This window comes from Vibrio maerlii (assembly GCF_003415655.1).
GTDB lineage: Bacteria > Pseudomonadota > Gammaproteobacteria > Enterobacterales > Vibrionaceae > Vibrio > Vibrio maerlii.
In genome coordinates this window covers 531184-557747 of the sequence record NZ_QRHC01000002.1, presented here as the reverse complement: position 1 = coordinate 557747, position 26564 = coordinate 531184, and the positions used below count along the sequence as shown (strand labels likewise).

21 protein-coding genes are annotated in these 26564 nt (G+C 44.6%); 5 read left to right on the top strand and 16 right to left on the bottom strand.

Annotated elements, in window-relative coordinates:
• Positions 1-50: 50 nt before the first annotated feature.
• The 3 genes from DPF91_RS03470 to DPF91_RS03460 form a co-directional block, all read right to left on the bottom strand.
• A complete protein-coding gene (locus DPF91_RS03470; protein WP_164684020.1) occupies positions 51-1136 on the bottom strand; it encodes a tetratricopeptide repeat protein in 1086 nt (361 codons plus the stop codon).
• 276 nt (positions 1137-1412) lie between these two features.
• On the bottom strand, positions 1413-2267 hold the full coding sequence (locus DPF91_RS03465; RefSeq protein WP_117233028.1) for a MalM family protein: 855 nt from the start codon (positions 2265-2267) through the stop codon (positions 1413-1415).
• 67 nt (positions 2268-2334) lie between these two features.
• Positions 2335-3663 carry a carbohydrate porin gene (locus DPF91_RS03460; RefSeq protein WP_117233027.1) on the bottom strand — a complete coding sequence of 443 codons (1329 nt, stop codon included), beginning with the start codon at positions 3661-3663 and terminating at the stop codon, positions 2335-2337.
• 486 nt (positions 3664-4149) lie between these two features.
• On the opposite strand from DPF91_RS03460, the gene glgX reads away from it, so the two are divergent.
• The gene (gene glgX, locus DPF91_RS03455; protein WP_117233026.1) at positions 4150-6108 is read left to right on the top strand and encodes a glycogen debranching protein GlgX; all 1959 of its coding nucleotides are present in this window, start codon (positions 4150-4152) and stop codon (positions 6106-6108) included.
• A gap of 163 nt (positions 6109-6271) precedes the next feature.
• On the top strand, positions 6272-8068 hold the full coding sequence (locus tag DPF91_RS03450) for a sensor domain-containing diguanylate cyclase (protein WP_206355534.1): 1797 nt from the start codon (positions 6272-6274) through the stop codon (positions 8066-8068).
• A gap of 66 nt (positions 8069-8134) precedes the next feature.
• Here DPF91_RS03450 and DPF91_RS03445 read toward each other — a convergent pair whose 3' ends face one another.
• From DPF91_RS03445 to DPF91_RS03400, 10 genes are all read right to left on the bottom strand, one after another.
• Positions 8135-8695 (bottom strand): sugar O-acetyltransferase, encoded by a 561-nt coding sequence (locus DPF91_RS03445; protein ID WP_117233025.1) that lies wholly within the window; start codon positions 8693-8695, stop codon positions 8135-8137.
• Between the two features lie 139 nt (positions 8696-8834).
• Positions 8835-10517 (bottom strand): glycoside hydrolase family 13 protein, encoded by a 1683-nt coding sequence (locus DPF91_RS03440; protein WP_117233024.1) that lies wholly within the window; start codon positions 10515-10517, stop codon positions 8835-8837.
• 30 nt (positions 10518-10547) lie between these two features.
• Positions 10548-11687: an ABC transporter ATP-binding protein gene (locus DPF91_RS03435; protein ID WP_117233023.1), complete on the bottom strand. Its 1140-nt coding sequence runs from the start codon at positions 11685-11687 to the stop codon at positions 10548-10550.
• Between the two features lie 9 nt (positions 11688-11696).
• Positions 11697-12338: a beta-phosphoglucomutase gene (pgmB, locus tag DPF91_RS03430; protein ID WP_117233022.1), complete on the bottom strand. Its 642-nt coding sequence runs from the start codon at positions 12336-12338 to the stop codon at positions 11697-11699.
• A complete protein-coding gene (locus DPF91_RS03425) occupies positions 12331-14670 on the bottom strand; it encodes a glycoside hydrolase family 65 protein (protein WP_117233021.1) in 2340 nt (779 codons plus the stop codon). The genes pgmB and DPF91_RS03425 overlap by 8 nt, the downstream gene beginning before the upstream one ends.
• 17 nt (positions 14671-14687) lie before the next feature.
• On the bottom strand, positions 14688-16100 hold the full coding sequence (locus tag DPF91_RS03420) for a carbohydrate ABC transporter permease (RefSeq protein ID WP_117233020.1): 1413 nt from the start codon (positions 16098-16100) through the stop codon (positions 14688-14690).
• Positions 16093-17187, bottom strand: a complete 1095-nt coding sequence (locus tag DPF91_RS03415; protein WP_117233019.1) for a carbohydrate ABC transporter permease — start codon at positions 17185-17187, stop codon at positions 16093-16095. Before DPF91_RS03415 ends, DPF91_RS03420 begins: the two co-directional genes overlap by 8 nt.
• A gap of 13 nt (positions 17188-17200) precedes the next feature.
• Positions 17201-18442, bottom strand: a complete 1242-nt coding sequence (locus DPF91_RS03410) for an extracellular solute-binding protein (protein WP_117233018.1) — start codon at positions 18440-18442, stop codon at positions 17201-17203.
• Positions 18443-18652: 210 nt separating this feature from the next.
• Positions 18653-19630, bottom strand: a complete 978-nt coding sequence (locus tag DPF91_RS03405) for a LacI family DNA-binding transcriptional regulator (RefSeq protein ID WP_117233017.1) — start codon at positions 19628-19630, stop codon at positions 18653-18655.
• A 151-nt stretch (positions 19631-19781) separates the two neighbouring features.
• Positions 19782-20696 carry a LysR family transcriptional regulator gene (locus DPF91_RS03400; protein ID WP_117233016.1) on the bottom strand — a complete coding sequence of 305 codons (915 nt, stop codon included), beginning with the start codon at positions 20694-20696 and terminating at the stop codon, positions 19782-19784.
• Between the two features lie 296 nt (positions 20697-20992).
• Between DPF91_RS03400 and gloA the strand changes: the two genes are divergently transcribed.
• From gloA to DPF91_RS03385, 3 genes are all read left to right on the top strand, one after another.
• Positions 20993-21373, top strand: coding sequence for a lactoylglutathione lyase (gloA, locus tag DPF91_RS03395; protein WP_117233015.1), 381 nt, complete (start codon positions 20993-20995; stop codon positions 21371-21373).
• Positions 21374-21419: 46 nt separating this feature from the next.
• Complete coding sequence (locus DPF91_RS03390) at positions 21420-22517, top strand: alkene reductase (protein WP_117233014.1); 1098 nt, start codon at positions 21420-21422, stop codon at positions 22515-22517.
• A gap of 135 nt (positions 22518-22652) precedes the next feature.
• The gene (locus DPF91_RS03385) at positions 22653-23510 is read left to right on the top strand and encodes a DMT family transporter (RefSeq protein ID WP_117233013.1); all 858 of its coding nucleotides are present in this window, start codon (positions 22653-22655) and stop codon (positions 23508-23510) included.
• 63 nt (positions 23511-23573) lie between these two features.
• Here DPF91_RS03385 and DPF91_RS03380 read toward each other — a convergent pair whose 3' ends face one another.
• The 3 genes from DPF91_RS03380 to DPF91_RS03370 form a co-directional block, all read right to left on the bottom strand.
• Positions 23574-25280 (bottom strand): hypothetical protein, encoded by a 1707-nt coding sequence (locus DPF91_RS03380; RefSeq protein WP_117233012.1) that lies wholly within the window; start codon positions 25278-25280, stop codon positions 23574-23576.
• Between the two features lie 172 nt (positions 25281-25452).
• Positions 25453-25965 carry a ferredoxin-type protein NapF gene (gene napF, locus DPF91_RS03375; RefSeq protein ID WP_117233011.1) on the bottom strand — a complete coding sequence of 171 codons (513 nt, stop codon included), beginning with the start codon at positions 25963-25965 and terminating at the stop codon, positions 25453-25455.
• On the bottom strand, positions 25949-26527 hold the full coding sequence (locus DPF91_RS03370) for a molecular chaperone TorD family protein (RefSeq protein ID WP_117233199.1): 579 nt from the start codon (positions 26525-26527) through the stop codon (positions 25949-25951). Before DPF91_RS03370 ends, napF begins: the two co-directional genes overlap by 17 nt.
• Between the last annotated feature and the right edge of the window lie 37 nt (positions 26528-26564).

Sequence of the window (26564 nt, the reverse complement as noted above, 5' to 3'; positions counted from 1 at the left end):
CGAACACGGGAGAGCATATGCTCTCCCGTTTTTTTGTTCATTATCGATAACTAAGACGACGCTTCAGTCGTTTGTTCATCGGTCTTTGTTACTGCTTCATCCTTCTCAGCAAACTCATGACCATCTCTATCAGGAAAATAACTCTCTCGTTTGTAGAGCTTATTGAACGCCTTAATGATCGAGTGATTGCTAACGGTGCCACTATTCAGCTTCTGAAGAATAGGTTTTGCTAGCGCTTGCAGACCAACTACCGAATCAATGCCTAAACCATGTGCCACCTTATCACGCACCGACCTCGACTCTTCACTACCAAACTGCGATGCCAAGAACAGCCAAATATAGGCAATCGATTTTGCTTGCTCACCAGAGCGTTCTGCCCATGCTAAACCGGCTCTGTACATAGCCTCAGAAGAGCCTTTCTCAGCCGCATTCTCTAACCAATAACTACAACGAACATGGCTTTGAAGCACACCTTTACCCGTCTGATAGCATTCTGCTAGCTTGATCTTACCCTCTGCATTTCCATCCAGTGCCGCTTTGTAAAACCACTGTGCGGCTTCTTCAGGGTTACTATTTGGGTTGTCGACACTTAACGCCCAGTCACCGAGATAAATCATCGCGGAAGAGTAACCTTCATTCGCTACTTCACGAATGATGATAAGGCCTTTCGACAGTTGCTTATCAACGCCACGACCAATCGCATAAGCTTTACCCATCTCAAACTTCGCATCAATGTTTCCATCGAGAGCTTGGATACAGGTACGCCAAAAATTGGCATGGCCTTTTAATACCATGTCGTCTCGACGCTTTTCACTAATACGAATGATGCCCGTCATACCCGCACGGTTATCGAGCAGCGCTGCTTTCTCATACCAGTACAATGCCTCACGTATATTCGAGCGCTCAGCTTCTTTGGCTAGCACAAGAATAGAAGGGATATGACCGGTATCCGCCTTATACACACGCTCTTCCTGCTCTTGCTTGCGAGCTTTTTCGATCGCGCGGCGATAAGCCACTTCCTTGGCTTTTCTTTCTTCTTGAATGCGCTTCTTTCTTAACGAGAGCGACACCATCCAAACAAACACTAATATCAGCGACAAACCGGTTGCAGCAATTGCAATAACTAAAGTATCCATGGACTCTTCTTCAGTTCGCACTCCCCTTCTCAGAGTCATGCATCTAACGATGTAAAGTTAATCTTCCTAGATTGGCATAATACAGAATGACAATCCCTTTAAACAGAAGTGATATTAACAATTAACTCACTATCTACTGTTCAAGACAACCTTATTTTCTTGAGATGCATGATAACCAAAACTAACCCACCCTATCTAAGTTGTCGCAAAGATTTACAATGTAAATCAAAAAAGGGAAACCGAAGCTTCCCTTTTTTGAAATTCATTTACTCTATATTACTTAGCGTTTACTGCTTTGATGAACACCTCTTGAGCACCTTCGATGTTTAGTGCTTTGGCTTCTTCTAGTAAAGCAAGAGCCTTGTTAAGTTCGTTTGCCTCTACCGCAGATTGAATAGCATTAAAGTAATAGTCTTTAGTATCATCGAGTGGTTTGACAGCTATTTGGGTTTCACTAGCACTTGGTACATTTGAAATAGCCGCAGGTTTTGTCTCTTTAACAAACGGATTGAAAGAAGACTTGTATGATACTTCAACATTAACTTGGCCATTCCAAGAGTGTTCTACAACAGGATCTGCTATTCGAGGTGGTTCGTTACGTTTAGCAATAGCCATAGCTTTTGCTGGATGTATCACTGTTGTTGTACCGTCAACATCTTCCTCTGTTGTGTAAATGACGGCATAAAACTTCGTAATATTTAGAGGTAGTGAAATCTCAACAACACCTTCAATCACCTCACCAGCGATAAAATCGTTTCTATCATATGTGAAATAACTAGAATCGAAGTTACGAATCAACCTCAAATTTTCATCATATAAAGCTAGGCTTGGTGCAAAGAATACACCATCTGAAATAGGTGCTGATAATTCAATTTCAATAGATTTTCCCACATTGTTTAAGGCAAACCCCGCAACTGGGCTATTGATTAATTCTGATTCAAATCTTTGAGTTTTTCCTGAGAACGAAAATGAAAAGACACTTGGAACGTTTACTTCATTCCACAAAATATCAGAAACCTGATTAGTGCTTTGCAGATGAGACTGTTGGACTTCATTAGTTACTACCGCCGGTGAAGAACACCCCAGTAGACCCAATAAACTCATAGAAGCGATTAAACTTATTTTTTTCATTTTTATTCTCCGTAATTAAGATAGCCAGCACTGGCTGACTATCTTACAAAAAGCTAGGTTGCTTCAATTACCACCATGCTTCAACTTGAGCACCGACCATAAAGTCGTTGTTATCTACAGCCATATCTCCACTGTATGCACTTGCAAATACACGGATTGCTGGACGAGCCCAGAAGTTAGAACCAGCTTGCCATTGTTGAGCAATTGTCACTTTGCTTAAATCTTCTGAAGAATCCATCCAAGGGTCGTCTTGTACGTAGTAACCCATCTCTAAAATCGTACTCATTGTTTCCGACCATTTGTATCCTGGACGTACAACGGCATTCCATCGAGTGCCATTACCATTGTTAGGATCGTCTAGTTGAGAGTAAATAAATGAGTAACCAAGGTTCCATTGGTCTTGCTCAATAACACCCCAATCGATGAAACGCCAAACCTTACGATCTTCTTGGCCTAATTCCATGTTATAGCCTGAACCCATATGGCTATTCACACCATAGGTATCCCAAGCGAAACCTTGCGTAGAGTACTGAACAACTACTTTGTTGAAACCACCAAAGAAGTTTCCTTGAGTATGTTCAGCAGTAAAAGAAACGCCAGTTTCATCTAAGCCATAATCACCAAAGTTACCAAGTTCATTGTCGATAGCATCATCTTGAGCTTCAGTTTTAGAAGGCTGACCAATCATCAATGCGAAATCGAATGAACCATCTTTATTTGCCTGAATACCGTTGTATCGTAAGTCAAGAGTATAAGCTTGAGAGTAAAGTTGTGTATCTTCTACGGCAGTACCATCTTCATCAAGTATTGGTGCTTTCCAGTCACGTTGAAATACTGCTGCACTTAACTTACCAGGACCAGCATCAATATTTTCAACACCGATACCATCACCCGATGTGTTGATATAATACATATCCAAAATATGAATATCCTTACGAGCGTAGTAACGTTTACCAGCCCAAAGAGACATGCCATTAGCCATAGTGTAGTCAACCCATGCTTCACGCATCGAAGCACGTTGTCCACTCCATGGGTCGTCTGCAGAAGTACCTACCGCCTGGAATGCTGCACCTCGAGTATCTCGTTGCATTGGACCTGGATCTTCTTCAGTACCGTAGGCCAATAGAGTATGGATATTAAATGAATCACCCTCAGCGCTCTGCCAAACGTTATTAGCATTCAGTATTAGTTCTGCATATAGATCACATTCGTCACCCAAGCGACCAACTACGTGAGCCGATGGACCACCATTACCATAACAAACCTGTGCACCACCATCGACGTTGCCACCGAAACCAGCACGCATGTAACCATGGTAATCAAACTCTACAGCTGATGCGGTTCCAGCAGCTAAAGTCGATACCACTGCAGCAGCGATTAAACTTACTTTTTTCATTCTAAACTCCGTTTAGTAATTATTTATTCTTATTACTTTCTCTTAGGTCCCTGTCAGGCAGTAGGCAGAGGTAAAGAGAGGTAAGATGGAAGCCAAGGCTCCCGGTTGTTTCAACGGAATCGATATTAAGCGGGTTGTAGTAGGCGCACTTCCTCCGCCCCTCCTAAATTTAGGGGGGATGAGAAAGGAGGAGAAAAATAACCGAACGGCGTTTCTGAGTTAGTGATCACTAAAACGAGGTGGAGATGACGGGTTTTGATCTGTCATTGCCTTAACAAAAGGTTACCAATGTCATAGTTTTGTCTAGAACTGTCACCAAAATGAAATAAAATTACAGTCTAATAATTGTGATAAGGCTCTTGACCTGAGTATGACAAAGCTTTTTACTAGAAGTTCAGGAGGTCTGATGACCTTTTAAGCAAGTTTCAACTGCTTTGACGTTACGTTCGGCGTCAGGACAGACAAATAAAAAGAAAATCATACTCTATGAAAACGCTATCACGCCCTTATCCTCTGGGCGCAACCTTAGATGACAGTGGATGTAATTTTTCGATTCATGCACCGGATTGCGACAAAATCAGCCTTGCTCTGTTTGAAGAGAATGGCGAGTACACTTCCTACGAGTTAGAAAACGAATACGCAAGTATCAAGCACATCTATGTAGAAGGCATCAAAGCTGGCCAACGCTACGGTTTTATCGTTGAACAAAACGACGAAGCGATTCTACTTTCTGACCCATACGCAAAAGCACTGGATAAACCACTCCACTACGAAACACCTTACTCTGCAGCGAAAAGCTTTAGCATGAGTAAATCTGTCGTCACGGATACCCAATTTGATTGGCAGGGAACGACTTACCCACGTATTCCTCGCGAAGAAACGGTGTTATTCGAGACTCACGTTAAAGGTCTCACTAAGCTCAACAAAGAGCTTAAAGCACAAGAGCAAGGCAAGTACCTTGGCCTAGTGAGCGATGAGATGCTCGCTTTCTATAAGAAGCAGAACATCAACACGCTGCAGCTTCTCCCTATCGCAGCGTGCATGCACGAGCCTCACCTCTTGGATATGGATAAGGTGAACTACTGGGGTTATAACCCTTACGTGTTCATGGCTCCCGATCCTCGTTATGCAGATACCGATGCCGTCACTGAACTGAAAACCGCAATTCGTGAGCTACACCGCAACGGTATTGAGGTGATCCTGGATGTGGTTTACAACCACACAGCGGAAGGCGGAGAAGGCCCAACAACCTTTAACCTGAAAGCTCTGGATAACAACAGCTACATCAAGCATGGCTGCCATTACGCAAATTTCTCTGGCTGTGGTAACACCTTAGACCTAACTCACCAGCCGACACTTAACCTAGTGATGGACTCACTGCGTTACTGGGTAGAAGAGTTTAAGGTAGATGGCTTCCGCTTTGACTTGGCTGCCACACTTGGTCGTAATGGTGATGACTTCAACCGCGAGTCCGCCTTCTTCAAAGCGGTCGCTCAAGATCCTGTTCTTCGTGAAACCAAATTGATTGCAGAACCTTGGGACATTGGTCCAAACGGCTATCAGGTTGGTAACTTCCCATTTGGTTGGAACGAATGTAATGACAAGCTACGCGATATTTCTCGCAGCTTCTGGCGTGGCGATCACGGCTACCTAAAAGAGTTCGCAACTCGCCTTATGGGTTCTCGCGATATCTATAGTGCAGCCAATTGGCCATACAAACTGACGGTAAACTACATCACTTACCACGATGGTTTTACGCTGCAAGATTTGGTGTCTTACAAGCACAAGCACAACGAAGCGAACGGTGAACACAACCATGATGGTCACGGCGATAATCGCTCTGAAAACTATGGTGTAGAAGGCACGACCCAAAACCTTGTCATCAAAGCAACTCGTGAAAAGCAAAAGCGTAACTTTATGGCAACGCTGCTGTTCTCGTTTGGTATCCCACACATCTTAACGCCGGACGTGATGTCACAAACGCAGAAAGGTAATAACAACGCCTACTGTCAAGACAACGAGACAAGCTGGATCGACTGGCAACCGACTGAGCGAAAAGCCTATTTTAGCCAATGGCTATCTGAGATGATTGCAGCACGTCACAAGTACATGGTGCCATTCATTCGTGCATTCAGTGGTGAAAAGCGCAACAACAACCGCATCTTCTGGCGTCGAACTGACGGCGAGCTGATGCAACATGAAGACTGGAACCGCTTGAGCTCGGTCGCACTGCACATTGGTATTGAGAAGGATGGCGCTGAGATGCTTTACCTAATCAACCAAACCAACGCTCCTGCGCGCTTTAAACTTCCTACCGATTGCAAGCAAGAGTGGGTGACGATCTGTGATACCAACCTGCGTAACGCTGAATATCTGCCAGCTCAAGGCGAAATGCTGCTACAGCCAACCTCAATGGCTATTTTGCATTTCACACCAAAAGCCTAGTTATCTAGTTATCTAGTTATCTAGTTATCTAGTTATCATAAAGCCTTACTTACTCGGTAAGTGAGGCTTTTTAATTTCAATGACTTCCAAATAAACCATAACTATTGATGTGCTACTAAATTCTTATTAAGATGCAGCCACTTTTTAGTCAGTAGGGATGCACATGGCTTTACCTAGAGTTCTCATTCGTTTTTTGCGACCTTATCTTGTCATCCTGACAGCCGTTATGGTTTATCTGGCGTATCAGCAATTGCACAATGCTGAGAAAGCGGCCTACCAGCAGTCTCACTCGAATATTCGAACCGCAACAGCTCTTATCCAAGCGCAAATTGAAGCCACCCTAGGGAAGTTTTACTTACTGCAAAACTCATGGAGAGAAAACGACCTCTCTCACTTCATGAATTTAAGTGAGAGAATGCTGGCAGATACGCCGATCTACGCAGACATCATACAGTTCTCACCGATTGGTCAGCGCTACCGCTCCATGAGCAACACGCTGATCTCCAAGGAAACGCTCCAAGATATTAAATGGGCACAGCTCAGTGAGTTGGCTCCTAAGTTCTCGATCTCTTCAATTTATGAAAAAACACCAGGACGCTGGGTATTTGCCGTAAAACACCGCAATATGTCGCAGCTGTTTGAGGTGTGGATAGAGTTTGATCTCCTCCATACCACCCAGTATTTACGAGATTTGAAAACTCTAAATCACGGCTATGTGTTTGTTGTAGATAAAGAAACCGAGCGTCTTGTTTTTCATCCAGACCCATCGCGTATCGGAACTCCCTCGGTCAGTTACCATGGTGGTATTGGCTCCTTGATTGAACAAGGCTTGATGGCAGGACGCCACGAATACTACTATCAAGACAACTTCAAGCTATCTGTGTTTGATGCAGACAACCCGATGGATTGGGTGTTTGTTTCAGGTACCGATCGCGCAGATATTCTTTCGACCTCTTATCAGTTCTCACTGACTGCAACCGTAATTGCATCATTGCTGCTACTTGCAGTCATCATGAACTACCTTACTTACCAGCTTAATGCTTCGCTGTCTGAGCTCAACCGCTTCGATTCTATTGCTGATTTTAAGGCGCAATTACGCCACGTCTTTGATCGATTTTGCTCTCATCAAGGCTTGCAATTCTGCCTTTATGACAGCTCAACACACACCTTCAGCACGGTTGATTACCACGGTAATAAAACCCCAGTACTCACAGATAAAGATCTGTCGAATAGGTTCTCCCCACACTCTTTAAGTTATGTAAACGGGCGATACCGAGACCCTTTAGCGAAGAGACTTAAAATCACTCAGCGCCATTACACCATTCCTCTGTTTGACAAAGAGGAGTTGATTGCCGTTATCTACCTATCGTCGGTGTTCCCGACATATAAGAGCATCCTACGCATGGTGAGGGACTATTCAGAGGTCGCCCTAACCAATCTACTGCTGCACCATCAATTAAAGCGTAAGGACCCAATGACGGGCTTAGATAACAAGCTAACGGTTCGTGCCATGCTTGATGAAGCAGTGAAGCAACAAACACCCAATGGTATTGCCAGTGATACCTACTTTGCGATTCTCGATATCGATAACTTCAAGAAGATCAACGACACCTATGGGCACCTGTGTGGCGATGCCGTGATCTACCAAATGGCGTCATTGATGAAGAAGAGCTTTCCAAGACCAAAGGGAGTCAGCCTAGCACGCTATGGTGGTGAGGAGTTCTGTATCCTTTTCCATGCCAACAACCCACAAGATGCCAAAAAGCAGGTCGACGAGCTACGTCGATTCATCGAGGCAAGTCCTGTGAAGTTTGAAGAGCACTCCATCAGTTTTACCACCAGCGCTGGGGTAACACCGATATTGGAGAGCCAACACGCCACCATTGGGCATGCCGATAAGTCGCTCTATCGCGCCAAGAATATGGGTAAGAACTTGGTAATGCTGTACGAGCCTCAGTAAATCGCTTCCAGAAAAGATAAAAAATCCGAGCACATGGCTCGGATTTGTCATTCTATATAAGGCTACCTAATCATTATCAATTGACTTGATAACTCGTGCCGGATTACCTGCAGCAACCACATTAGCAGGGATATCCTTAGTAACGACACTGCCCGCTCCAATCACGCTGTTGTCACCAATGGTGACGCCAGGGCAGATGATCGCACCACCACCAATCCACACATTATCGCCAATAGTAATCGAGGTGCCGAACTCAACACCTTCATCCACGCGACCTTTCTTATCTAGAGGATGTCCCGCCGTATAGATTTGGACATTCGGTGCCAACAATACATCGTTACCAATATTTACTTCGGCTACATCCAGAATCACGCAGTTAAAGTTTGCGTAGAAGTTTTTACCAGCCTTGATGTTCGAGCCATAATCACAGCGGAAAGGTGGCTCTAGATATGCTCCCTCAGAATCAGGAATGAGCGTATCAATCGCTTCACGCCATTCTTCTGTATCTGGAATACTGTTGTTCAGCTTTTGTAAAACCTTACGGCACTCAATTCGCTCAGCGTAAAGCTCTTTATCCCAAGCAAGATAAGGTTCTCCCGCCAGCATTTTCTCTTTTTCTGTTCTCATTATTAGTTTCTCGTTATCGGTATTGTCCGTAGATTAACGGTTTAAAACACAAAAAAGCGTTGGCTAGATCAACCAACGCTTTCATTTTGATGATTTCTTTTCGAACTGCTAGAGCAGATTCAGGAAATTCACATAAAGATTACACACTCAGCACTACGGCTTGATATGGCTGCAATCGCACTTTGCCATCTTCAACTATCAACGAGTCGTAGTTATTAATTACCGTTTCTTTAATGAAGAAATCCAGTGGACGTTCGATCGCTTGGTCACTGAAGTTTGCCAATACTAGCAAAGTCTTACCTTCAAACTGACGAGTGTAGGCGTACAACTCGCTATCCTCAGCAAACAACAGCTCATGTTTACCATAAGTCATCGCCTTACCGTATTGCTCAGATTTACGCAGAGCAATCAATGCTTGGTAGTGATAGAAAACCGAGCCTTGGTCGTCTAACGCCTGGGCAGCATTCACTGTTTGAGTATTATCATTCAAAGCTAACCACGGGGAGCCTGTGGTGAAGCCACCTTTCTCGCTTCCATCCCATGGAATTGGCAGTCGAGCGTGGTCACGAGAGAAGTGATTGATGTAATCCAAACCATCAGAGATAGGCTGGCCTCGGCCGATTATCTTGCTGTAATGGAATCGAGACATGCAATCGTCAATCTGCTCGATATCAGTAAAGACCTTGTTCGTCAGACCAATCTCTTCACCTTGATAAACATAAGGGGTACCGCTCATCATGTGCAGCACAGTACCGAGCATCTTGGCACTGATCACGCGGAATTCTTCAGAGTCGTTACCAAAGCGAGAAACAGCACGAGCCTGATCGTGGTTGTTCCAGTAAAGGCTATTCCAACCCTTGTTATGCAGATCATCTTGCCACTTAGACATGGTTTGTTTTAGTGCGACGAGATCAAACGGTTTGATGCGCGCATTGTGCTCTTCACGGTCAATTGACATGTGCTCGAAATGGAAGATCATGCTCACTTCATTGCGGCTTGGATGCGAGTAGTAACGACCATCTAATGGAGTCGCAAACGGTGTTTCTGCGACGGTTAATAAGTCGTAGTGAGAAAGGACTTTTTCGTTCATCTCACGCATGTATTGGTGAGTTAGAAGGTTATTCGCCCAATGCTCCCATCCTGCTACGCCCTCATCAAAGATGGTTGCATCAGGGAAGTCTTGGGGCTTACCAATCATGTTTACTACGTCCATGCGGAAGCCACCTAGCCCCTTCTTCAACCAGAAGTGCATCATGTCATAGACAGCTTCACGCACCTCTGAGTTGTCCCAGTTTAAGTCAGGTTGCTTCTTGCTGAATAAATGCAGATAGTACTGGTCCGTGGTTTCATCTTTCTCCCAAGCCGAAGGAGTAAAGAAAGACTCCCAGTTATTCGGAGGCGTACCATCCTCTTTCGCATCTTTCCAGATGTACCAATCACGTTTTGGGTTGTCCAAACTACTTTTAGATTCAACAAACCATGGGTGCTCATCTGAGGTATGGTTAACCACCAAATCCATCACAATCTTAATGCCGCGCTCTGCAGCCTTGGCAATCAGCTCATCCATATCCGCCATGGTACCGAACTCAGGCGCAATATCTTGGTAATCGGCGATATCATAGCCGTTATCATCCATTGGTGATTTGTAGACTGGGCTCAACCAAATCACATCCGTACCAAGTAACTTGATGTAATCAAGTTTTTGGATAATCCCTTGTAGATCCCCCACACCATCGCCATTTGAGTCATTAAAGCTACGTGGATAGATTTGATATACAACGGCGTTATGCCACCACTTTGGATCACTAGAAATACAGAACATAGGGCTACCTTAATTTGTCTCAGTGGATACTTAATTTGTCTCAGTAGTTAATTGAGGTGGAAGTTCTACTAGGTCTTCCATCTTAATATTTCGTTTTAGTGCTTTTTCATTGCTATCGAACAAGTGACATTTATCACTCGGTAGTTGAACGCGTAAAACAGCATGACGCTCTGCGGCCATGGTACCCGGCACTCGAACCAATAACTCTTGGTCGCTATCGACAATCTGGGTATAAAGCAAAGATTCTGTGCCTAGCTGCTCTACACTAATAACGCGAACAGGCAAGCCATCATTGGCAAGCTCAACATCCTCAGGTCGAATTCCTAATGTCACGGATTCGCCTTGGTTTAGTAGACTCGCATCTACCTGAGCATGAGCTTCACAACCTTCAATTTCGACTGCAGCGTGTTGTGCGTCAGCATTGATAACGGTACCCGCGAGCTGATTCATCTTTGGTGACCCAATAAAGCCAGCAACAAACAAGGTTTGTGGGAAGTGGTATAGCTCCAGCGGAGAGCCCACTTGCTCTACGATGCCATCTCGCAGAACGACAATCTTATCAGCCAATGTCATCGCCTCTACCTGATCGTGAGTGACGTAGATAACCGTCGATTTAAGTTCTTTATGGTAATCCGCAAGCTGCAGGCGCATGCGAACTCGCAGTGCAGCATCTAGGTTAGATAATGGCTCATCAAGTAAAAATAAGGTTGGGTTACGAACAATCGCTCGACCAATCGCAACACGCTGACGTTGACCACCAGAGAGCTGGCTTGGCTTTTGACCCAACAGATGAGTCAATTCCAGCATTTCAGCAACTCGGTTCACCGCTTGTTCAATCTCTTCTTTGCTCAGCTTCTTAGCTAGTTTCAGACCAAACTCGATATTTTCGTAGATCGTCATGTGCGGGTACAAGGCATAAGACTGGAAAACCATGCCGATGCCGCGCTCGTTGGGAGAAAGATTATTGACCACTTCCCCATCCAGCTTCATATCACCAGAAGAAATCTCTTCTAAGCCGGCTACCATTCGCAGCATCGTGGACTTGCCACAACCCGACGGGCCAACAAACACGGTAAACTCACCATCTTCAATATGTAAGTTCGCATTCTTAATGATATGCGCACCATCCGGATAAACCTTGTTGATGCCTTCTAAAGTTAATTGCGCCATGACAAGCTCCTAAGGTGTTGTATTGATTAAAGACAGAGTGACAAGTTCGGTCGATGGTACGACCCAATCAGCTTGACCCACACGCTCTTGGGGACCAATACCAATAACCTTCATTCCGGCACTGCGCGCAGCCTCAACGCCTGCTTCCGCATCCTCGACCACGACACACTCATTCACATTCACTCCAACCTGGCCAGCCGCGTGAATAAACACATCTGGAGCCGGCTTAGAGCGATTCACAGACCAACCGTCACCAATCGCATCAAACAACGCCGTTAAACCTAACTTATGCAGAATCGAGCGGGCATTCTTACTCGCAGAAGCAAGCGCCACCTTGATACCTTTTGCGTTTAGCTCAAGCAGTAAGGTCTCGATACCAGGCAGAATATCTTTGTTGGTGATGCCGCCAAGAAGCTCAAGATAGTAGTCATTTTTCTGTTTTAGGCTGCGTTCAAATGTCTCTTCATCAACCTCACGAGCATTAAGAATGATCTTTAGTGAGTCCTGACGAGAAACGCCGCGCAATTGCTCGTTGATTTCACGGTCAAAATACCAGCCTTGCTCTTGGCAGAGGCGATCCCAAGCTTGAAAATGCAGCTCTGCGGTATCGGTAATGACACCATCTAAATCAAAAATAAAAGCCTTACACATTGAATGTTTCCTCTTGGCTTAGCAGTGTCACAGGTCGATTGTTCAGGATGATATCTAATGGTTTCAGGCTATCGCGTAGAATCTTGATAGAAGACGAGCCCAGCGTGATATCCAAACGCTCGCCCTGCCAGTGAATCGGGAATCTCAGTTTGTTCCATGCTTTCGGTAATGCCGGGTTGATACGCAGTTGACCATCGACCATACGAACACCACCAAAGCCATACACAACGCACTGCCAGATACCGCCAAGCGAAGCGATATGCATACCGAGATCAGAGCTTTTCATCTTAGGGCCAAGGTCTATATTTGCAGCCTTGTTGAATAGCTCGTAAGCACGTTCAGTATCCTGAATATCGCTGGCAACGACAGAGTGGATAGCGTAGCTCAACGAAGAATCATGCAGCGTTCTTGGCTCATAAAAATCCCAGTTTGCTTGCTTCACGTCACGACCAAACTGATGCTCAAGCAACATCATCAATACCAGAACATCCGCTTGCTTGGACACCTGCATATCACTGACTTGCTCGAAGTTGTAATCGTTGAAAATCAACGCCACTTTTTCTTGGTCTTTGTATGGAGAAAGATCGATATGAGGCTTAGAAAGATAAGTATCATCCTGTGGTAGGATACCTGTCTCTGCACTTACCTGAGGTAAGTAGATTTGACCCACTTTCTCTTTCCACAGTTGATATTGACGAGCAACATCAATCTTTTCATCTAGACGCGTTATCAGCTCTGGCTGAACAGCTTCTAGTTTTTCAAAGAATGAAATCGCAGTCTCGATATTAAAGTGCGCCATGTAGTTAGTGTAGGCGTTGTTATCAACATGCTCTTTGTACTCGTCAGGGCCAATCACATCTAAGATTCCCCACTGAGATTTGTCTTCTAACCACTCCAAGCGAGAGGTCCAGAAAGTCGCCGTTTCAAACAACAATTGATAGCCACAGCGTTGCATGAAGTCTTCGTCGCTGGTGATCTTGAAGTATTGCCACACTGCATACGCAATATCTGCGGTGATGTGCTGCTCGATGATGCCACACCAGATTTTCGTTGGCTTACCCGTAACAACATCCACCATAGCAAACTCTGGTGTTTCTTCGTCGCCAGTCACCGCTGATTCCCATGGGAACATGGCTCCTTGGTAACCATTGTGTTGCGCTTTTCGACGCGCTCCTTCTAACGTATTAAAGCGATACTCGAGAAGAGAGCGAGCCACTTCAGGTTGCGAATAGATAAAGAATGGCAATAAGAAGATCTCTGTATCCCAGAATGAGTGACCTTTGTACCCTTCTCCTGATAAACCTTTTGCACCAATGCCCAAACGATTATCGTGATCAGGCGTACATACCAGCATATGGTAGTGAGCAAAACGCATCGCTAACTGGTCAAAGCTATTGCCCTCGATTTCGATACCGATGTCAGTCCATACGTTGGCCCACGCCGCTACAGACGCTTCAAACAATGCTTGATAACCTGCGTGTTTCGCTTTGTTCAGGTGCTCTAGCGCAATCGCGCGTAGCGGAGCTTCATCAGATGATGCCTCGATGCGCTGAGCAATATCGGCATCAAAAGAAGTAAACACGACACAAAGCTTCGATAACTCAGCCATGCTTTGTGGTTCAAGCTCTAGCTGATAGCTAACGCCTACTTTTCGTCTTGCCATATTGAGTGCAGGTTCAATATCAACAACACAGCCATCAACCTTAAGCTCGTGAGTAGACATTGAGGTGATATCGACCTGACTCTCTGTAGTCGATTGCGATAACTCCAGGTATGTCTTGTCATGAATACGCTTATCACCTTCATGAAAGTGTTGCGCACCGCTATTAGTCACCTGAGCATCCAAACCGGAATCAAAACATACCACGACTCTTGAATCAAGAGGAGTGACTTGAACTTGCATTCCACACAAGTGCTTGTCGGCATAGGAAGCAAAGCGCTTGAACTCAAATCTAACGCGCTTGCCTGCTTTTGACGACCAAACAAAACTGCGCTTGAGCTCACCAGTCTCAATATCCAAACGACGCTCATAATCTTGGCAGTTACTTTCGGTCAACGTCATGCGCTCACCATCAACCAAGATATCGATATTAGTAAAATCGGCGATATTCGGCAGTTCTGTTACTTCGTCTTCATCGAACTTATTGAATGTTCCATTGACGAATAAGTTACGTGTCTGCCCTATGTACTTCTCTTCTGTCGCCGCGCGAACACCAAGATAGCCATTTCCTTGAGAAAAAATCGTTTCAAACTTAGCTTGAAATTCAGGTCGGAATTCCGTCTCACGTACGACCCATCCCGCTCTATCTGGAGCGTCATAGCAAATAGTCACAATAAAACCCTTCTAAACTAGCCTTTAACAGCTGAAGAAATATCGTTTCCGACGAAGTAACGTTGGAAAATAATAAAGATGATTAACACTGGAATTGTCGACAGGAATGCGCCTGCCAATATCAGGTTCCAGTCACCTGCGAGACCATATGAGTTACGAAGACTCAATAGACCCACTGGCAACGTCAGTGCACTGCTCGGATTGTTCAAAGCCACTAATGGCCAGAAGAAGTCATTCCAAGCGATTTGGAAGCCAAGAATCGTCACCGACATCAAGGCAGGTTTCGCTAACGGCATGAAAATTTTCACCAAGATAGTAATGGGATTAGCACCATCAATGATTGCCGCTTCTTCAACCTCTTTCGGAATGCTTTCAAAGAACTGCTTCATGATCAGAACCTGGGCCGAAGCGATAATCATCGTAATGACCGACCATGGTGTATTAAGCAATCCAATATCTCGGTAGATCAGATAGTTAGATATAAAGGTTACCTGTGCTGGAACCATCATACTCAACAGCATGAAAGCAAAGACAGCGCGTGAACCTGTGAACTTGAGTCGTGCCAGTGCAAATCCAGCAGTACAAGCTAAGAACAATGTCAGAATCACTTTACCAATGGCGATCAGCATAGAGTTGATTGTCCAACTCATGAACAAACTCTTACCTGTGTCCAAATCTACTGCTTCTTGGTAAACACGAATGTAACTCTTGAACACATAACCAATAACCCCAGGAGAGATGTTGTCCCATGAAGCCACACGGCCACGACGCTCCATTTTTGTTGGCTCAAGCGTACTGTCGATCAATATCTGGTTGCGCGGTGCTTGCACAGTTAACGGTACATGATTGATTTCAGGACCATCACCCTGATACTTCACCTTGAACTGCCAGGTTTGTGCATGACCAGATTTTTCTTCAACCTTACGACCACGTTTAACCTGATAATCAACCGATTCAGTTTGACCAATAACCTTTACATCCGTGACTTGCGCGTAGTCTGCTGCAAAATCAGTAAAGACTGCCGCGGCCATACCCGTACCCGCTCGGCGGTGAGGTACGACGATTTCTGGTGTGGTAAAGCTCTCCCCTTCCTCGACAGCATAAGTCACCTCAAAAGTCATCTCAGCACCTGGTTTGAAACCACCAAACAAAGAGTCGTTACCCCCTTGCCCGCCAAGGTTGTAGGCTGCTACCCAGTTTGCAGGGCGCACCTGTGGGAAGTTAAACGTAAATGGATGCTCAAGCGGGTCATCCTTGATACTCGCAAGGAATGCAACCGCAAAGGTTCCGAGCATCAAGGTCGCAATCATAATTAGAGTGGTGTAGACCCAAGCCACTTTCGCCCAGCGGCGTTTTTGGTGGAAGCGAGATAGCGCTTCAGTATCTACACGCTTGCTGTTGATTGGTTGTTGTACTGCTAACTCAGACATTTGCCTTCTCCCCAACCCCAAGCCATTTCTGGATATAAACCACGACTAAAGTAATCACAGCAAGAATCAACGCTGCAGCACTTGCCATACCGATGTTTGGTGTACCACCCGGTGGGAATGCATTGTGATAAACAAAGTAAGCAAGAGTAATACGCGACTCAAGAGGCGCTGCACCTTGCAGTAGTGCCACTTGGTCAAACATCTGCAATGTGCCGATGATGCCGAAAGTGATCACGACAAACGTCACAGGAGCGAGTTGAGGAACGGTGATATTCCAATGCTTTTGCCACAAATTTGCTCCGTCGATCTCGGCAGCTTCATACAGTTCACCCGGTACACCTTGAAGGCCAGCAAGGAATAACAACATGTAGGTTGGAATCGTGGTATAGATGTTCTGAATCACGATAGCCCAAAGCGTTAACGGTAAAGGACCTACTTGCTGATGCGTATCAAGCCAGATAATTTCAACCGTTTCTTGAGTCGTAATTGTCCAGCCCATTGACGACGATACAAATGCCGCAATACCGGCAATTAATAACGATAGAATTGCCCATGCTGGGTCAAACCAGCTAATCGGGTAGCCCTTACGTTTATCATTTAGGTACAAAGCCGTTTGTACGATGACAAATGTCGCAACAGCCACCACAAGGTGTGGTTGATTCTGAACCAAAGACGTAAGCATACCGTTCAAAAAACCATTCTTTTGGTATAGCCAGATAAAAATCAGCGCTACAGCCGAGCTCGACATAATGCTTGGCAGATAATAAGCCGTACGGAAGAAACCTTTCGCACGGATTTTAGAGTTCACCAAAATAGCTAGAGCTAGTGCTAACACCGTTTGAATCGTTGTTACTACCACCGAAAAGCCAATAGTATTAAAGAAAGACTTGATAAATAGCTTGTCGGTCAACAGTGCCGAGAAGTTGGCAAATCCAACCCAAACAGCCTCACTAAACAAGTTGTAATCGGTAAAGCTAAAGTAAAATGTTCGCACTAAGGCGTAGATAAAGAACACCAACAAAGTGAGTACAAATGGCCCCGCAAGGAGCCACCCATACATTTGGTGTCGAAGTCGCATTGAGTTCATTCCAACACCAATATTAGTTGTTCACCATGTCATCGTATTTTGCTTGTGCAGTTGCAATCGCCTCATCAACCGTTGATTGACCAAGCATTACAGCACTCAGCGCTTCATTGATTGGATCCATCCATGCAGCACCGTAGCTACGGAATGAGTATGGAAGGATGGTGCCGGTATTGGCACTTTCAAACACGGTTTTTGCCAGCTCAACTTCTTGCGGAGAACCCGTAAACAGCTCTTCACGGTTCAGAGCTTTGCGGCTAGGAAGCGCCAAACCAGATTCAAGTACTGACATTTGAGCTTTTTCACTCAGCATCAACTCAACTGCTTTCTCAGTTGCAGCAACATTACCATCGGCATTGATGCCCCATGCAGCGGCAAACAGTAGGTTTGCTCGTTGGCCAGTCTGACCATCCATTGGCAACATAGTCGAGCCGTATTGAAGGCTTGGTGCTGCATCACGAAGGTATGCACTTACCCAGTAACCTTCTAGGTTCACAGCCATTTCTTCTGTCGCAAAACAACCACCCATCCAGCCTTGACCGATATCGGTCGCTAGAATCGCAACGCCCTCTTCTTTCAGTCCCGTGTAGTACTTAAATGCACGTTTAAAGTCATCATCAAGAACCGTTTTGCCTTGATCGTTAAATGGAACCCAACCTGTTGACATCGCGATAGGACCAAAGCGAGCGTAATCAGGAACCAAACAAATGCCAGAGACTTCGTCACCAAGCTCCGCTTTAACCGCTTTAAGCTTAACTAATAAGTCATCCCAGCTATCGTCATTAGTCGGGTAATCGACACCGGCATCATCAAAGATATCTTTGTTGTATTGCAGCGCTAACGTATTAAAGTCGCGTGGTACGCCATATTGAACACCATCAACGGTAAACGCTTCGTTCAAGGAAGGAATAATGTCTTTTTGAAGCTCAGCAAGCTTACCTTCGTTTGGTTGTACCTTGCCTGATTTCGCTAAAGTGTAAGATTGGAAGACATCAACAAAGAACGCGTCCGGAGCGGTGCCAGCAGAAAGTGCATTAATAATATAAGTAGGGTAATCCGCTTCAACTGGGGAGTATGAAACGTTTAAATTGTTGTCAGAAAAGTCTTTCGCTAACGTCTTGTTGATGAGCTTATTCATAGTCACAACGTCATTGCCGCCTTTATCAGTAAAGGTCACATCAGATGACGCGATAGCAGAACATGAAAAAGCAGCAATTGCCGAAGCAAGCATACCGTAGGTAAGAGTGTTGCGTTTCATTTTGTTATCCTTTTCGTTATTTCACGAGGCAGATAATAACGCAACAACGTAAGCGCTTACGTAACTATGATCACATTACGTAGATCAGATTCATTTTTAGTCAAAAAACCTAATTTCGATCACAAAATGATAGAATCCGGGCGGATTTTAGGGACAAAAAAGCCAGCATATCAGCTGGCCTATGGTTAAGTTGTTATGGTTACGTAAATATTAACTTGTTTTACCTAATCGCAAATCCACAGGCACAAGTACACCTCTTTGAGGCTCACGCTTGATAGCAGCCTCTAACAAATCACAAACCTGTTGGGCGATGCCTCGAGCATCTTGAACGATAGTTGTCAGATCATCCGAAATCATAGGTAATCCATCGTAACCAACAACCTTAAACGAGCTAGGGATGTTGTAACCACGGTCTTTGAGCGCGGCAACGATGCCGATTGCCGTTTCATCACGTTCACAGATAAAACCGTCGTAGTACTCAAGCGTTTCTTTAGGGATAGAAAGGAAATGACGATACGCTGCGATCTCGACAACAGGATCGGAACCAGTATCTATCTCACTGATTGATAATCCTTTTTCGGCCATTGCTGACATATAGCCTTGATATCTAAAACGATAGCCGCCACCAAAGTGAGTAGAGGTGACAAAAGGTACTTTAGAACACCCTTTCTTAACGAGATGTTCAACCCCAAGCCGAGCTCCTAAAAAGTCATCAGGCGCCACCCAAAAACTACCTTGAACCATACCGATACAGACATAAGGCACTTCATGTTGCTTACAAAATTCAATGCGCTCGTCACCTTCTTCTACGCCAAGCAAGACCACACCACCTAACTTGTTGGTATCAAGGTCTTCAAGCTCAGCAGAGAGTAAGTTCTTACCCTTAATACGCAGTGTGTTTGCTAGATCAGGCCAAATCATCCCCAGGTAACGGGACGCACTTTTACCTTTAGGTCCCATTGAAACGGCAATAGTATTGGTATGATTTCCAGACAATTCGCGTGCAGAAGAGCTCGGTACGTAACCCAGCTCTTTACAGATAGACAGGATCTTTTCGCGGGTTTTCTCACTGATTCCCGGTTTGTTATTCAAAGCACGACTGACCGAAGCGATAGAAACACCAGCAATCCGAGCAGCCTCATGAATTGTTGCCTTTTTTAGATCCGCATGATTTTCTTTATTAGCCACGAAAAAGCCTATTGAGTTACGTAAATTTACGTTTAATTCTCAAGTATTAATGACGTAAATTCAAGTAAAGTATTGCTAACAAAGTAAGAGTTAAATCACAACATAACGCTTATGATGTGCGATTGAGCAACAAAATGAATGATATGGTTAACTAATAGATATCTTGAGCGATAGTCTGACAGACTTCTCTGAACCAGCGGTGGTGAGGTTCGTTGTTACGAGATGGATGCCAGAATAGAGAAACGGGGATAGGTTCTTTGAGAAAGTCAGGCTCCAGTATCGCTAACTGATATTGGTCTAAGATTGCCGATAGAGCCTTGCGTGGCGCCAATGCAATGCAGTCGGTACTTTTCGCCATGTTCACTAAATCAACCGCATTACTCACTCTCAAGACAACATTACGTTCTTCGAGTGTTTTAATCATTCCTAAATCTCTATCCGAAAAGTAATTTTCACTCACATGTTGATGCGTATACGCTATGTGTTTTTCTGATAGGTACATCTCTTGAGTAATCGCATCCCCCGTCAAGCGAGGATGATCAGGTCGGCATACCACACACAGTTGCTCATCTAACAATTTCGCGGATTGCAGCTGGTTATGCTGACCCAAGTCCCCTTCGAGCACAAAATCAAATTCTTGTAACCGCAGTTTGTGTGCAACCTCTTCCATTTCTAACGGTAATACACATAACTTAACCATGGGTGCATGCTCAGAGAGGTACTGCATAACCTTAGGGAGAAATGAATTATTGAGAACGCTTAAACCTGAAATGGTGAACTCTTTATTGCACGTTGCTGGGTCAAAACGCTGATTTCTTGGAAGCGATAAAGCGATGTCTTTTATGGCACGTGACAAGCTCGGATAAATATCTTGAGCGTATTGCGTGATTTCTACACCGTGACGGTTGCGAATGAACAACACATCGTCAAACAGTTCTCTGAGTTTATTAACACTCTGGCTAACCGCCGATTGACTAACCCCTAGTTTCTTGGCCGCTCTGGTGTAGTTCTTCTCTTCAACAATCGCGACAAAAGTGGGGATCAGGGCGTATTCAGACGGCTTCATTTAGCAAAAATCACTTAATCTTATAAAATCGTGCGCTTTATAACATGAACCTATATATAGGCTCTACTGATGACTGTTATCAGTTTACTTATACCTATTAAGGGAATCATCAATAAGTAATAATCGCCTTAAGCTCATAACACTTCATTATAAAAACCATAATCAATAATAATTTTTCTTTCCCATCAAGAGCGGATAAATTAGCACCATCAGCAAACGACCTGCGCGTCGATTTGCGTCACTCAATTTGATGCTGACGACCTTGTCGCCAACACACACAAATAGATAGGTAAGATATGAAATTTCTACACACGATGATCCGCGTTGCGGACCTAGACAAGTCAATCGAGTTCTACACAAAAGTACTTGGTATGAAAGAGCTTGAGCGTCACGAGAACACTGAATATCGTTACACACTTGTATTTGTTGGTTACGAACAAGGTGGCACAACGATCGAACTAACTTACAACTGGGATACTAACGAGTACGACATGGGTAACGCGTTTGGTCACCTAGCACTTGGTGTAGAAGATATCTACTCTGCATGTGCAGAAATCAAAGAGCGCGGTGGTAACGTATCTCGTGAACCTGGTCCTGTACTTGGTGGTTCAACTCACATCGCATTTGTTAAAGACCCTGATGGCTACGCTATCGAGCTTATCCAGCTTGAGAAATAAGACGATTCCCGTCAAATTTAGTTAGTCATTATTGAGGATATAGAAGATGAAAGACGCATTATTCCAACCGCTTCAACTTGGTTCAATTTCGCTTAAAAACCGTATCGTAATGCCACCAATGACTCGCTCTCGTGCGACTCAACCTGGTAATGCTGCGAACGACATGATGGCGGAATACTACGCTCAGCGCGCATCGGCTGGCCTAATCATTGCGGAAGGTACGCAAATCGCACCGAACGCTCAAGGTTACGCTTGGACTCCGGGTATCTACTCTGAAGAGCAAATCGCCGGTTGGAAAAAAGTGACAGACGCTGTTCACGCGAAAGATGGCAAAATATTCGCACAGCTTTGGCACGTAGGTCGTGTTACTCACCCTGCTAACATCGGTGGCGAGCAGCCTATTTCATCTTCTGCGCTGAAAGCAGAAGGCGTGAAAGTATTCATCGACGATGGCAACAACGCTCCGGGTTTCGTTGACGTTGTAGAACCACGTGCAATGACCAAAGAAGACATCAAGATCGTTGTTGAGCAATACCGTCAAGCGGCGCTTAACGCAATCGAAGCTGGCTTTGATGGCATCGAGCTACACGCTGCAAACGGCTACCTTGTGAACCAGTTCATCGATTCTGAAGCAAACAACCGTACCGACGAATACGGCGGCTCAGTTGAGAACCGTCTGCGTTTCCTAGGTGAAGTGGTTACGGCAATGTCTGAAGCAATTGGCTCTGACCGTGTCGGCGTTCGTCTTGCTCCGTTCACAACATTAAACGGCGCGGTAGATGCAAACCCTGTTGAGACTTACACTGCAGCAGCGGCACTACTAAACACACTAAACGTGGTTTACGTGCACTTTGCAGAAGTGGATTGGGATGACGCACCGGGCACACCTGTAGAATTTAAAGCAGCAGTACGCGAAGCTTACCAAGGTGTTCTGATCTGGGCTGGTCGCTACAACGCAGACACAGCGGCAGACGCGCTAGCAGGTGGTACAGCAGACATGGTTGGTTTTGGTCGTCCATTCGTATCAAACCCAGATCTACCAGCGCGTATTCAAAACGATTACCCGCTAGCAGCGCACGACCCTGACACGCTATTTGGTGGCGCAGAGAAAGGTCTAACAGACTACCCTGAGTACCAAGCATAATTTTATAAAGTCTCTCTTTATAAAAGAAAAAGCAAGTCTATAATAAATAACCCCGCTCCCTGAGTGGGGTTATTTGATCTTATAAAACGATTGTCCATGTCGTTCCATAACTTACAAACCTAACGAGAGCACACCATGCGCGGTGAACTGTATTTAGTCCTCACAACCATTCTCGCAGCCCTTGGGTGGGGTGCATCTAAAATGGTCGTTCTTGACGTTCCTGGTGAGCTGTTTATCGGAACTCGCTTTTTGTTAGCCAGCTTAATCTTGCTACCATTTTGCTGGAAGCGCGTCATCAAGCTGTCGAAGAAGCACTTACTTGCTTTGTCGGGAATGGGGCTGATTATGTCTGCATGTTTGCAGGCTTGGGTTGCTGCTGTTTCGATAACATCCTCACTAGCTGAGGGTGCATTTATCATGAGCCTAGCCATGCTGATTGCTCCTATGACGGCATGGGCGCTATTTCGCAACCGACCAAGCAAGGCTTTCTGGATCTCACTGCCTATCGCTATCTTGGGCATGATGTTATTAACACTGACCAATGGCTGGACAATGGAAGTAAGCCAACTGGTGTTCCTACTCTCTTCGGTCTTAGCGTCTCTGCATTTTGTGCTCAACAAACGTATCCTAACGGGAAGTGGCATTACACCTCTGACCTCAATTTGCGTGCAGTTGTTCGTCGTCGGTGTCAGTGGACTTCTTTACACCTCAACTCAGACCTTACCCGACTTTGAGATTAGCAAAACCACAATTTTCTGGTTCACGGTTTCAACGTTAGTCGCGACGTCCATTCGCTATCTAACCCAAACCTTAGGGCAATTTTCGGTAAAGATAGAAACCGCATCGCTGATCATGATTCTCGAACCGGTATTTACTTTGATACTTAGCATGACGTGGCTAGGTGAATCTCTAGAAATGCAGAAGCTGCTAGGGTGCGGAGTAATTGTGTTGTCGCTGGTGACGTATATACGGTTATCGAATCGAATAAAATAAGAGAGAGGCTATCTCGGTTGAGATAGCCTCATCAAATCATATATTTAGAAACAAATGAATTTTCTAATCAATTTTCTGCATGATGCTGACACGTCCGTCAGTTGAGCCCATACGATCCATCTTACGGCGAATTAGTAGACCCTCGTCCCAGTTGGAACCTGCAGGTTGGTACTCCCATTTAACGAAGTACTCGTTGTAATCATTACAGTTGTCTTTTTCAGCATCATAAGAACTTTGATCACAGAAGCGAACTACTGTATTCAGTTCCGTTAATGTCGCCTTTGACTCGCGACCAGTTTGAGCAAACCACCAATAATCTACTCCTTTCAACTCTGCAAACGTGTAGTGAGTACCTGAATCTTCCATTCTCTCCGGAACCGTAGGGTTTCCAGAACATTCATCACCGTCAAGAACCGCACCAGTATCATCAAATGTCATAGTAAAAGTTGCAATCTCGCCATTGTCACAGTAGCCAGTCGTTTTCCATGTACCGGTAAAATCCACATAACGCTCTTGACTTGCCGACTCAACTTCATAGTAGTAAGCAACTCTCTCTGTCGTGCGTGAAGCTTCAACACTATCTTCATCTTCCAGGATCTCTTTTTTAACGATTTCAGTGTAAATCTCGGTAATCGGATCATAAGAACCTGAAGTGGTGTCTCGAATCCACTTAGGTTGCTCCGAACTCCCATCATTCCAAACATTATTGGGGGCGTAGTGGTTCAATTGAGAAACATTTTCTGCATCAAAAGGCTTCCAGCCTTCAATATCAGAACCAATGTATAATTTGTCTTCACTTGAAGATTTATTAGAATCGCGAAGTTTGTATGCAAATTTATTATTCGTGTGGTCCATTAGGCCAAAAGCTGTTGGATTGCTTGGGATCGATTCACACACTTTTTCATCATCATCCCACTCCAAACTTTCAGCTACACAAGCCAGATACTGTTCCGCTCGACTATCGGCAATTGAGTAATCATTTGACCCTTTTAACTTTGTTACTGAATCCTCAGCATTTACTAAAAACGTCATTTCGGTCATTCCACGCGTACGCTCAAACAGCTCATCTTCCATCATTAAATCAGCATGCACATATGTAGAATAACCTGAATATGGATCATCAATATTTTGAGTAACGTCGATGTAGCGTACATACTTTCCAATCTCTAAGAATGGGTTACTTTGAGCAACCCCACGCTCCATTGAACCAAATGCCTCATCCATGTGAGTTAAAGCATGCTCTTCAGAAACAATGTTTTCAGCAGTTACACCAACCTCTTCAAGAAACGCTTCAACACTATCTTGATCGTCTAAGCTAAGATCTTTCAACTGAGCCAATGAAATAGGGTCTGGGTTACGGAAGCCTTCAGGAATAGTCAGAATATCATCTGAAGCGCTACCAAATTGATTGTCAAGAGACTGTAGAAGAATAGCTAGGTTAACTGCTCGATCATATTTACCTGCCGCTTCGAATGGTGTTAGAACATCACGATTTGATGCTGCACCTACTTTCAGACCGTTTTCACCGCCAATATAGAAAGTCACTGTATCGCTGAGGCGAGCATTAAACTGGCCTTCACTATCCGTAACGCCAGTTAAACCAGAGCTTGTAGAATAGTAAATGCCTTCAACAGCAGCATCGATGAACTTGTTGGTTGTTGTCGGTAACTGTGGTGTCGATGGATTAGACGAGCTAGAGCCTGAATCATCACTTCCACAGCCAGCTAGAACTAAAGCGACAGCCGTCGCTAATAAGCTCTTTTTGTTCATAACACGTATTTCCTCACATTGGTTAGTAATTGTTTTATATAGGTTTTTAAAGCCAAGCAATTTTACTTATCAATGGATTCAATATGCTTCTATAAGACATTAGCAAGGTAATATCTTGCAGCATAGAAATGACGCGAGGTAAGTGGTATTGGAAAAGAAACTGATATTAAGGTTAAGCCACAAACTCCATTGAAATAGCACCCATATAACAGCTACTGCGGCACTGTCCACAGCCATTACACTTCTCGATATCGAGTTTGGGTAACTCGCCTTCTTCAACGGTAATGGCAGATTGAGGGCAGCCGAATTGGCACTGTTTGCAATCGATTTGTAGATAGTTATTACAACCCTGAGAAAAGCTTGGGCGTAAGTTGATGCTGATTGGCGTAGCGGAATGGAGCGCGTCGGTTGGGCAAGCATTGACACACTCACCGCATAAACTGCACTCGTTAAACTCGAGGTTCAGGCGAGCAGCACCTTCATGAATATCTATCACGCTGTTTGGGCATGCCTTTTGGCACTCACCACATCCATCACACAGGCGTAAAAACAGGGCCTCATCCACCGCACGAGGTGGACGAGGCTCAGTTCGAGGCGTGCTTTCTGGCTCTTGCTGAATGCTTTGAACAGGCTTAGATAAGCGAGTTAAAAATCCTCGGCGACTGTTATTAATCGATTCCGTCATTGAGATATATTTTTTTCTCTACCACGTTTAACATTTGTTCGGAAATTAATCGTTCAATCCAAGCCAATATATTATTTGCAAGGTTTTTATAGAACAAATTCGGCGACTTATTAATTAATTGATTTAAATAAACTGGAGCCCAAGGGAATAAATGCTGTTCTAATAATTCAGTTGCTTGCTCATTTTTACCCTGTTCCATCAGGTATGCAAATGCCAACAACATGAGTCCAAATTGATCTTCCGGTTCGCGTAAGCCCGTATCTAATTCGACACCATTGCGTTGCAAGAAGTGGCGGTATTCAACCGCTGAGCTACCAAAGAGTACTCGCTCGCGATCTAAGTATACAGAGCCCCAAGGCGGTACAGGCATGTCGCCAATGCCTTCAAACAGGATAGAAAAATCTTGCTCTAATTGTTCATCGTCGAGGGAAGAAATAGAATCTAATGTGTCTTTGGTGAGTATATTTTCATCAATTAATGCTGACGTTAATTCAAATAAATCCGCCTTTGTACATTTTTGATAAAATAACGCACCAATTAATTTTGCAGAATCGATAATCATTTTCATTTGTATCTTAGTATTTCATATATTTTATTTC

What these genes read in the sequence shown, in the direction of transcription:
- DPF91_RS03460 (WP_117233027.1), bottom strand. Translation starts at nt 3,663, where the DNA reads ATGAAAAAAGTAAGTTTAATCGCTGCTGCAGTGGTATCGACTTTAGCT.
- DPF91_RS03435 (WP_117233023.1), bottom strand. Translation starts at nt 11,687, where the DNA reads ATGGCGCAATTAACTTTAGAAGGCATCAACAAGGTTTATCCGGATGGT.
- DPF91_RS03385 (WP_117233013.1), top strand. Translation starts at nt 22,653, where the DNA reads ATGCGCGGTGAACTGTATTTAGTCCTCACAACCATTCTCGCAGCCCTT.
- napF (WP_117233011.1), bottom strand. Translation starts at nt 25,965, where the DNA reads ATGACGGAATCGATTAATAACAGTCGCCGAGGATTTTTAACTCGCTTA.
- DPF91_RS03400 (WP_117233016.1), bottom strand. Translation starts at nt 20,696, where the DNA reads ATGAAGCCGTCTGAATACGCCCTGATCCCCACTTTTGTCGCGATTGTT.
- DPF91_RS03440 (WP_117233024.1), bottom strand. Translation starts at nt 10,517, where the DNA reads ATGTTCTGTATTTCTAGTGATCCAAAGTGGTGGCATAACGCCGTTGTA.
- gloA (WP_117233015.1), top strand. Translation starts at nt 20,993, where the DNA reads ATGAAATTTCTACACACGATGATCCGCGTTGCGGACCTAGACAAGTCA.
- DPF91_RS03390 (WP_117233014.1), top strand. Translation starts at nt 21,420, where the DNA reads ATGAAAGACGCATTATTCCAACCGCTTCAACTTGGTTCAATTTCGCTT.
- DPF91_RS03470 (WP_164684020.1), bottom strand. Translation starts at nt 1,136, where the DNA reads ATGGATACTTTAGTTATTGCAATTGCTGCAACCGGTTTGTCGCTGATA.
- DPF91_RS03410 (WP_117233018.1), bottom strand. Translation starts at nt 18,442, where the DNA reads ATGAAACGCAACACTCTTACCTACGGTATGCTTGCTTCGGCAATTGCT.
- pgmB (WP_117233022.1), bottom strand. Translation starts at nt 12,338, where the DNA reads ATGTGTAAGGCTTTTATTTTTGATTTAGATGGTGTCATTACCGATACC.
- DPF91_RS03465 (WP_117233028.1), bottom strand. Translation starts at nt 2,267, where the DNA reads ATGAAAAAAATAAGTTTAATCGCTTCTATGAGTTTATTGGGTCTACTG.
- DPF91_RS03445 (WP_117233025.1), bottom strand. Translation starts at nt 8,695, where the DNA reads ATGAGAACAGAAAAAGAGAAAATGCTGGCGGGAGAACCTTATCTTGCT.
- DPF91_RS03420 (WP_117233020.1), bottom strand. Translation starts at nt 16,100, where the DNA reads ATGTCTGAGTTAGCAGTACAACAACCAATCAACAGCAAGCGTGTAGAT.
- DPF91_RS03450 (WP_206355534.1), top strand. Translation starts at nt 6,272, where the DNA reads ATGGCTTTACCTAGAGTTCTCATTCGTTTTTTGCGACCTTATCTTGTC.
- DPF91_RS03380 (WP_117233012.1), bottom strand. Translation starts at nt 25,280, where the DNA reads ATGAACAAAAAGAGCTTATTAGCGACGGCTGTCGCTTTAGTTCTAGCT.
- DPF91_RS03415 (WP_117233019.1), bottom strand. Translation starts at nt 17,187, where the DNA reads ATGAACTCAATGCGACTTCGACACCAAATGTATGGGTGGCTCCTTGCG.
- glgX (WP_117233026.1), top strand. Translation starts at nt 4,150, where the DNA reads ATGAAAACGCTATCACGCCCTTATCCTCTGGGCGCAACCTTAGATGAC.
- DPF91_RS03370 (WP_117233199.1), bottom strand. Translation starts at nt 26,527, where the DNA reads ATGATTATCGATTCTGCAAAATTAATTGGTGCGTTATTTTATCAAAAA.